This is a genomic window from Robertmurraya korlensis (assembly GCF_023715225.1).
Lineage (GTDB): Bacteria > Bacillota > Bacilli > Bacillales > Cytobacillaceae > Robertmurraya_A.
Map to the genome: position 1 here is coordinate 1 of NZ_JAMBNS010000049.1, position 627 is coordinate 627.

Here is a 627-nt window from a genome sequence, read left to right on the forward strand (position 1 = left end):
GACAATCAACATCCAATTGATTAAAGAGCACTGGTCCGATATTTTACGATTAGCGACCTCAATTAAACAAGGAACGGTGACTGCGTCTCTTATCTTGCGTAAGCTTGGCAGTTATCCAAGACAAAATGGTTTGGCTTTAGCGTTGCGTGAAGTGGGGCGTATTGAACGCACTTTGTTTATTTTAGATTGGTTACAGCATAAAGAATTGCGTCGCCGTGTCCAAGCAGGATTAAACAAAGGCGAAGCCCGTAATGCGTTAGCCCGAGCGGTATTCTTTAATCGTTTAGGGGAGATTCGTGACCGTAGTTTCGAGCAACAACGTTATCGAGCCAGTGGCTTAAATTTACTAACGGCAGCCATTGTGCTATGGAATACAGTATATATCGAGCGGGCGGTAAATGCGTTGCGAGAGCAAGGTCAAGAAATTGATGATGACTACCTTCAGTACCTGTCGCCACTGGGCTGGGAGCATATCAATCTGACGGGTGATTACCTTTGGAAAAGTAATGTGAAAGTTGGAAATGGGAAGTTTAGACCGCTTAGGCGACCTGATGAAGTCTAAACTCATTTAAAGATACTCAAAGGCAATAAGTGGTTGTTTTAGAATGGGTTAAAACTCGACAAAAT

The 627-nt window shown here is 43.2% G+C and carries 1 protein-coding gene; it reads left to right on the forward strand.

The genetic code is table 11. From position 1 onward, the window contains the following. Window positions 1-562 (forward strand): Tn3 family transposase (locus M3175_RS25780; RefSeq protein ID WP_251524531.1); only part of this gene is annotated, 562 nt, incomplete at its 5' end. Window positions 563-627 lie beyond the last annotated feature (65 nt).